This window comes from Camelimonas fluminis (assembly GCF_014656355.1).
Taxonomy (GTDB): Bacteria; Pseudomonadota; Alphaproteobacteria; order Rhizobiales; family Beijerinckiaceae; genus Camelimonas; species Camelimonas fluminis.
The window spans coordinates 127274-134794 of record NZ_BNCG01000012.1 but is presented as its reverse complement, the minus strand read 5'-3'; the positions used below and the strand labels follow the sequence as shown (position 1 = coordinate 134794).

At 59.5% G+C, this 7521-nt stretch carries 3 protein-coding genes and 4 pseudogenes; 3 read left to right on the top strand and 4 right to left on the bottom strand.

Features of this window, described 5'->3' with window-relative positions; translation table 11 throughout:
* Window positions 1-214: 214 nt before the first annotated feature.
* Window positions 215-1238, bottom strand: a pseudogene (locus IE243_RS14090) (IS3 family transposase); the annotation flags it as partial.
* 86 nt (window positions 1239-1324) lie between these two features.
* Here IE243_RS14090 and IE243_RS14085 point away from each other — a divergent pair.
* Window positions 1325-1612: pseudogene (locus IE243_RS14085) on the top strand (IS21 family transposase); the annotation flags it as partial.
* Window positions 1613-1958: 346 nt separating this feature from the next.
* On the opposite strand, the gene istB reads toward IE243_RS14085, so the two are convergent.
* Window positions 1959-2738: an IS21-like element helper ATPase IstB gene (istB, locus tag IE243_RS14080; RefSeq protein ID WP_191320021.1), complete on the bottom strand. Its 780-nt coding sequence runs from the start codon at window positions 2736-2738 to the stop codon at window positions 1959-1961.
* A complete protein-coding gene (gene istA / locus IE243_RS14075; RefSeq protein ID WP_191320020.1) occupies window positions 2728-4260 on the bottom strand; it encodes an IS21 family transposase in 1533 nt (510 codons plus the stop codon). Before istA (IE243_RS14075) ends, istB begins: the two co-directional genes overlap by 11 nt.
* A gap of 134 nt (window positions 4261-4394) precedes the next feature.
* On the opposite strand from istA (IE243_RS14075), the pseudogene istA (IE243_RS14070) reads away from it, so the two are divergent.
* Both istA (IE243_RS14070) and IE243_RS14065 read left to right on the top strand, forming a co-directional pair.
* A pseudogene (istA, locus tag IE243_RS14070) lies at window positions 4395-5521 on the top strand (IS21 family transposase); the annotation flags it as partial.
* Window positions 5511-5803, top strand: a pseudogene (locus tag IE243_RS14065) (ATP-binding protein); the annotation flags it as partial. The pseudogenes istA (IE243_RS14070) and IE243_RS14065, both read left to right, overlap by 11 nt.
* Before the next feature lie 120 nt (window positions 5804-5923).
* On the opposite strand, the gene IE243_RS14060 reads toward IE243_RS14065, so the two are convergent.
* The gene (locus IE243_RS14060) at window positions 5924-6607 is read right to left on the bottom strand and encodes a recombinase family protein (protein WP_244643170.1); all 684 of its coding nucleotides are present in this window, start codon (window positions 6605-6607) and stop codon (window positions 5924-5926) included.
* Window positions 6608-7521: the final 914 nt, after the last annotated feature.

The following is a 7521-nucleotide window of genomic DNA, read 5'->3' as shown; positions in this document are numbered from 1 at the left end:
CCCTGGCGATATCGTCATGGTCCCCCAGTCCGACCTGAAGGTCGGTTTCAAATACATCCTGCAAGCCGTGCCGCTCGCAAGCTTGGTGGCGCTTTAGATCGTAGCGTGATTTAGCTATTCAAGCAAAATAGTGATTGCGGGGAGTTTGACGAAATCCACCAAGTGTTGTTTTCACCCAGAACTGAGCCGGTTTACCGGGTAATTTCCACTGAGAATTGATGCCCTTGCGGGCTTCCGATCCAGTTTCAAAGGCGTTCAGGTAGACGCATTCATACTTCAGCGACCGCCACAGCCTTTCGATCATCCGGTTGTCGATCCGGCGGCCGCGGCCATCCATGGATATCTTCACGTTGGCGTCCAGCAGCACTCTGGTGAAATCCGTGCTGGTGAATTGCGATCCCTGATCCGTATTGAAAATCTCGGGCACACCATATCTGGCCAGCGCTTCCTCGAGCGCTTCGGCGCAAAAGCCCGCATCCATGGAATTCGACAGTCGCCAGCTCAGCACCTTGCGGCTGTGCCAGTCCATGATGGCCACAAGGTACAGGAACCCCCGGCGCATCGGAATGTAGCTGATATCCGCGCACCACACCTGGTTGGGGCGGGCAATGGCCAGATCCTTGAGCAGATGCGGGTAAATACGGTGCTCCGGGTGCCTTTTGCTGGTCTTTGGCTCCTGATAAATCGGCACGACACGCATCAGTCTCATCAGCCGACGGTCCCTGTGACGCCCGTATGGATGTCCCTCCCGCTGCAGATGCCGCGCCATCTGACGCGAGCCGTACCACAGCGTCTCCAGAAACTGCCGGTCGATGAGCGTCATGAGCGTGAGGTTCTCCGCGCTTTCACCGCGCGGATGGTAATAGAGGCCAGAGCGGGTCAGTGACAGCAGGCTACATTGCCGACGTACGCTCAGATCCCGATGATCCGGCTTCACCGCTTTTTGCCTCCAGCACCGGGAATGAGCCTGGAGGCTGCCGAAAAAAATCCCGTTCAATGACGAGCTGGCCAATCTTCGCATGGAGCTTCTCAACCTCCTTCCCGGAGATCTGGGGCGCAGCAGGCGCCGGGCTGTCAAAAGCAGCCGCCATGTTCTCGATCGCCGTGTGCTTCCAGCCGCTGATCATCGTCGGATGAATATCGTATTTTTTGGCCAGCTCAGCCGTCGTCAGTTCTTCGCGGATCGACTCCAACGCGACCTTCGCCTTGAACTCAGCCGAATAGCGCTTGCGTGTCATACTGCTCGTCCTTCGTCAGCTCATCGAGCTTAACGACTGGTCCGAAATTGTGGGACCACCTCTGACTTTCAAACATCATCCGCCGGATGCACTTGCGACAGAAGCTGCAGATCCGCGAGATTTCGCGTCGCACAGGTTTGTCCCGGAATACCGTGACCAAGCATCTGGCCTCAGACACAATCGAGCCGAGGTTCGCTACGTCGGAGCGGCCGAGCAAACTCGATCCCTTTGCCGGGAAGCTGGCTGACTGGCTGAAGAGCCAGGCTGGGAAGTCCCGCAAGCAACGGCTCACGCTGAAACAGCCGCATGCCGATCTCGTGGCTCTTGGCTTCACCGGCTCCTATGGCCGCGTGGCAGCCTTTGCGCGGGGATGGCGTGATGATTGCCAGCGCGAGTAGCAAGCCACGGGAAGCGGAACCTTTGTTCCACTTTCATTCCGCCGGGGGGAAGCTGCGGATTCCGATTTCGATCGGCCATCATTCCGTTAATTGACCGGCCGGGTTTCCGATAACTCTCCGGCCACCATTCCGATCAATGACCGGTCACCAGCCGGGGGTATGAGCGCTCTGGGGCAGCCACTCGGGCATCAGGATTTCCGTTTCACGCGAGACGGAGCCTGCGATGCCGAAGAAGAGGATGTTGATTTCCGCTGAGAAGTGACCCGGGATTTGCACCGAGAAGTGACCCACGGGTTTTATGGTGCCGTAGTTATCGGGTGGGTCAAGTTTTCGCCCTTCGCGTTTGTGTTTTCGCGGCAGTTGCGCTTGCCCTGAAACGGAAGCTGTCGTTGCCGGTCTCGACGATGTGGCAGTGATGGGTCAGGCGATCGAGCAGTGCGGTTGTCATCTTTGGATCTCCAAAGACGTCCGCCCATTCACTGAAGCTCAGGTTGGTGGTGATGATGACGCTCGCCCGTTCGTACAGCTTGCTCAGAAGGTGAAAGAGCAATGCCCCTCCCGACGGACTGAACGGCAGATAGCCGAGTTCATCCAGGATCACGAGATCATGCCGGGACAGGCGATCAGCAAGTTGCCCGGCCTTGCCCTGTGCCTTTTCCTGCTCAAGGGCATTGACCAGTTCCACGGTGGAGAAGAAGCGAACTTTCTTTCGGTGGTGCTCGATGGCCTGAACGCCAAGCGCCGTGGCAATGTGGGTTTTGCCAGTGCCGGGGCCACCGACAAGGACAATATTCTCTCCCTGCCCGATAAATTCGCAGCGGTGCAACTGGCGGACCAGAGCCTCGCCAGTCTCACTGGAAGAGAAGTCGAAGCCGGCAAGGTCCTTGTAGGCGGGGAAGCGCGCGGCCTTGATCTGGTATGCGATGGAGCGCACCTCCCGTTCAGCCGTTTCCGCCTTGAGCAGCTGCATGAGGACAGGCATCGCTGCTTCGAATGCCGGCGATCCCTGCTCGAGCAGATCATTCACGGCCTGGGCCATTCCAGGCAGCTTCAGGCTGCGCAGCATAATGACGATGGCGGCGCTGGCAGGATCATGACGCATGGCGTCCCTCCTGTCCGGCGAGGCGCAGTGCGTCGTAGCGATCGACATCGGCGCGTGGTTCACACGTCAGGATCAGCGCCTGGGGGGCAGTGATGGCAGCCGGCGTCTGTGCCTTGCCGTCAACCAGCCTGTGCAAGAGGTTGAGGATGTGCGTCTTGGTGGGGACGCCAGCGTCCAGGGCCATTTCCACAGCGCACAGCACCGCCTGCTCATCATGCTGCAAAACGAGCGCCAGAATCTCCACCATTTCCCGGTCGCCACCGGGGCGCCGGAGGAGATGCTGCTGCAGATGTCTGAAGGCATCGGGCAATTCGGCGAATGGGGCTCCGTTGCGCAAGGCTCCGGGCTTGCGCTGGACAACGGCCAGGTAATGTCGCCAGTCATAAACGGTCTGGCCCTGCCGGTTATGCGACCGCTGGACGATCCTGCTGTGCTCGCAAACGATCCGGCCTTCGGCGGCAACGACAATCCGGTCCGGATAAACACGCAGGCTCACCGGCCGGTTGGCGAAAGACGCCGGCACGCTGTACCGGTTGCGCTCCAGGTGCACGAGGCAGGTGGGCGAGACGCGTTTGCTGTATTCCACAAAGCCGTCGAACGGTCGGGACAGCGGCATCAACGCTGGCGCTTCATCCGCCCAAACGTCAGCTACGGTTCCTGGCAGACGTCCATGTGGGATCTCCTGCCACAATGCCTTGCAGCGCTCCTCCAGCCAGTCATTCAGCGCTTCCAGCGTGGAGAAGCTGGGCGTTGGCTGCCAGAGCCGGTGGCGGGCATCCTGCACGTTCTTCTCAATCTGCCCCTTTTCCCAGCCAGACGCCGGATTGCAGAACTCGGCTTCAAACAGATAATGGCCGACCATCGCCTGGAAGCGGCCGTTCACCTGCCGCTCCTTGCCGCGCAATACACGGTCGACAGCCGTTTTCATGTTGTCGTAGATGCCCCGCCGCGGCACGCCGCCGAACACCCGGAATGCATGGGCGTGGGCGTCGAACAGCATCTCGTGGGTCTGCAACGGGTAGGCCCGAACCAGGAAAGCGCGACTGCAGCACAGTTTTGCGTGTGCGACCTGCAGCTTCACCCGTTCGCCGTCGATGATCGCCCAGTCTTCGCTCCAGTCGAACTGGAAGGCTTCACCGGGCCCGAACGCCAGGGGAACAAAAGCCCCGCGGCCAACCGTGTTCTGCTCACGTTGGCGGTCCTGCTTCCACGCCCGGGCAAACGCCGCGACCCGGCTGCAGGAGGCCCCATACCCAAGGCTTACAAGGTCAGCATGCAACTGCTTGACTGTACGCTTCTGCTTGCGTGAACGGCCGGCCTCGACCTTCAGCCAGGCTGACAGCATTTCAGCAAATTCATCCAGCTTGCTGCGCCGTTCGGGAACCCTGAATGTGGGTTCGGACACATCCGAACGCAGGTATCTGCGCACAGTGTTGCGGGAAAGTCCGGTCCGACGCGAGATCTCCCGGATCGACAGCTGGTCACGAAGAAACCAGCGACGGAGAACGCTCAACAAAGCCATGTCTATCACTCCGTTGCCCCCCGCTGAAAACAGCAAGGGTGAGGTCAAAACATGGGTCAAATCCCAGCGGAAATTTCCCCAAATCCCGGGTCACTTCTCAGCGGAAATCAACACCCGGCCGGTCCCGTCGGAATCCGCAGGAAGCCTTCCAGTTCGACTGGAGTGAGGATTTTGCTGTCTTGAGCGGTGAACGCACGAAGCTGCAGATGGCGCATATCAAGCTGTCTCACAGCCGGGCCTTCCTGCTGCGCGCCTATCTCTTGCAGACCCATAAGATGCTGTTCGATGCGCACTGGCATGGGTTCCCTGTCTTCGGCGGCGTTCCCGGGCGCGGGATCTATGACACATGGAGACAGCGGTGGGTCGTGTTGGCCGTGGCAAGGAGCGTCAGGTCAATATCCGCTTCCTCGCCATGACAAACCACTATGTCTACGAGCCCGAGTTCTGCAATCCGGCAGCAGGATGGGAGAAAGGCCAGGCTGAGAAGAACGTCCGGGATTCCCGCCACCAGGTACTACACACGATGCCGGGCTTCCCTGACCTTGCGGAGCTGAATGCCTGGCTGGAACGCCGTTGCCTCGAGCTGTGGCGGGAAACGGCGCATGGTTCGCTGCCCGGCGCGATCGCCGGTGTCTGGGCCGAAGAACGGGCCGCCCTGATGCCGCTGCCCGTTGCCTTCGACGGCTTCAGCTAGATGAGCAAACGTGTTTCGCCCACCTGTCTGATCAGCTTCGAGCGCACCCGCTACAGCGTTTCGGCCTCCTTTGCCAATCGTCCTGTCAGCCTGCGGGTCTATCCGGACCGGCTGGTCGTGGCAGCCGAGGGTAATATCCTGTGCGAACACACGCGGATCATCCAATGCAGCCACCTGCCGCCGCGGACAACCTATGACTGGCGGCATTATCTGGCGGTCGTCCAGCGCAAGCCAGGGGCGCTGCGGAACGGTGCGCCCTTCCTGGAGTTGCCGCCCGCCTTCAGGCAGTTGCAGGATCAGATGTTGCGCAAACCGGGCGGTGACCGCGAGATGGTCGATATCCTCGCTCTGGTGCTGCATCATGATGAACAGGCCGTACTCACCGCCGTGGAGCTCGCCCTGGCTGGGGGTGGGCCCACCAAAACGCATGTCCTGAATCTGTTGCACCGCCTGATCGACGGCAAGACGAACTGCGAACCTGATCTCAATACGCCGCAGGCACTGGTCCTGCGCCGTGAGCCCAGGGCCAATGTCGAACGCTATGGGGGAGGCCGTCATGCGTCATGACCCTGCCAGCGGCTCCATCGTCATCAAGCTCCGCAGCCTCAAAATGTGTGGCATGGCCCAAGCCGTCACCGACCTGATCGAACAAGTGCGCCAGCCTTTGAGGGCTCCATTCCGGTCCTGCCGCAGTGACTGAAGGCTGAATTGGCCGAACGCGAGGTCCGGTCCATCGCCTATCACATGAAGACGGCCCGCTTTCCTGCCTACAAGGGCCTTTCCGGCTTCGACTTCAATGCCAGCGAGATCAACGAGGCGACAGCCAGGTCGCTGCATCGCTGCGAGTTCAGACGCGCCTTCGGCTCTCTACGGCGCCATTGAGGGGCGCGTTCGCCTCCGGGCAGGGATGACCCCGCCATGACAAAAGGCTTATGCAGAAAGTGCGTTGCATGAAGCCTGCTGTCAGCATCACTGCCGCAAGTAGCGATAGAGCGTCGGCACACTGACGCCAATTCGCCCGGCGGCCTCCCGCACTGAGTGTCCCCCAACGATCAGTGCCCGGGCAGCTGCCAGGTCCTTGTCTGTCATTGCCTTGGGGCGTCCGCCCGTCCGGCCTTTGCGCCTGGCTTCGGCCAGACCGGCAAGTGTTCTTTCGCGGACGAGGGACCGTTCAAAATCCGAAATCGCGCCGAGCAGACGAAACAACAACCGGCTGCCGGCCGACGAGGTGTCTATGCGATCCGTGAGCGATACGAGATCCGCCCCTTTGGCTTCAATCTGCGCCCCGAGCTGGATCAGATCGGGGAGGGACCGGCCCAGTCGATCAAGCTTCCACACCACGAGGTGGTCACCTGGGCGGAGCATATCAAGGGCACGGGCCAGCTCGGGGCGCGTGGCGCTGGTGCCTGATGCGATATCGCAGAAGATGCGTTCGCAGCCGTCCGCTGCCAGCGCCTGCGACTGCAGATCCGGACTCTGGTCCGTCGTTGATACCTGGACATAGCCGATGCGCATGCGGTGGGAATCCCTATCACAGAAGTCGTCGTCAACTTGGTCTTTTGACACGGAGGTTTCAAGACGGGTTTTGAGACGCGCAAAGCCACGCCTAGGATGCGGCAATCCGACGCGCAGAAAAATATCATTAACGATCATTTATAATACATACCCCATTGGAGCCTACGACACTCAAAATGGGTTATGCTTGGGGGTGATGGCCGCGAGGGCAGGGCTTCTATCCCGCGACATGGTAGTCGATAGTCCGGGTCGACATCCAGCAGCCAGGGACCAAGCTCTGGCCCATTCGGCAGGTACTCAAAGCAGAAAGGGCACCCCGCGCTTGCGAAGTGCCCCTCTGTAGACGTCACGAACGGATGAGTAAAAAGTCAAAGCTTCCCCTTCAGTCGCGCAATATCGCTTCGCAAGAATGTGCCCTAGCCAAGCATATATCAATTTGAAAAAACGATCTATGCACGGATGAAAATAAATTTGCGAAAAGGGGCCGCATTTACTTTCATGAAGCGGAGTGGCGCTGCCCTGGAGGCAGGCGGAACGCTCCCTGCATTCGTATCCAGAAACGGATTGCGGACTTTCATGCCGCATTGACACTTTAGCTGCCTGGAGCGCTGGAGCCTAGATACCCTCTCCAGTAGTTGGTTCCCGCATGCATTGCAGGACAGTGCTGTCCACAAGGCCATATTCCTTACTCCCCAATTGCCCACATGCGTAAGATATCATACCAATTTTTGTTGTCGCCACCCGTTTGGGGGATGTCGGCTGGCTCAGGACCTCAGGACCTCGTAGCTGTGGTGACAGGTACGCCCTATCGAAAGAATTTCACGCTATTCGGCCCGTTGTTGTTTTTCACCCAGAACTGAGCCGGTTTTCCCATCGAGAAGTGAGCCACTGACTATGGATTTTTGGTTACGCAGTGGTCAAGTTGTGACTTGTTTCCCCTTTTTTCCTGCTTGCGGTCGCCGCGCTTGCCTTGAAGCGGTTCTTCGCCTTCGTTCTCAACTGCGTCGCACCGAAGAGGGAGGTGATTTCTTAAAAAACCATCGCGGATCGGC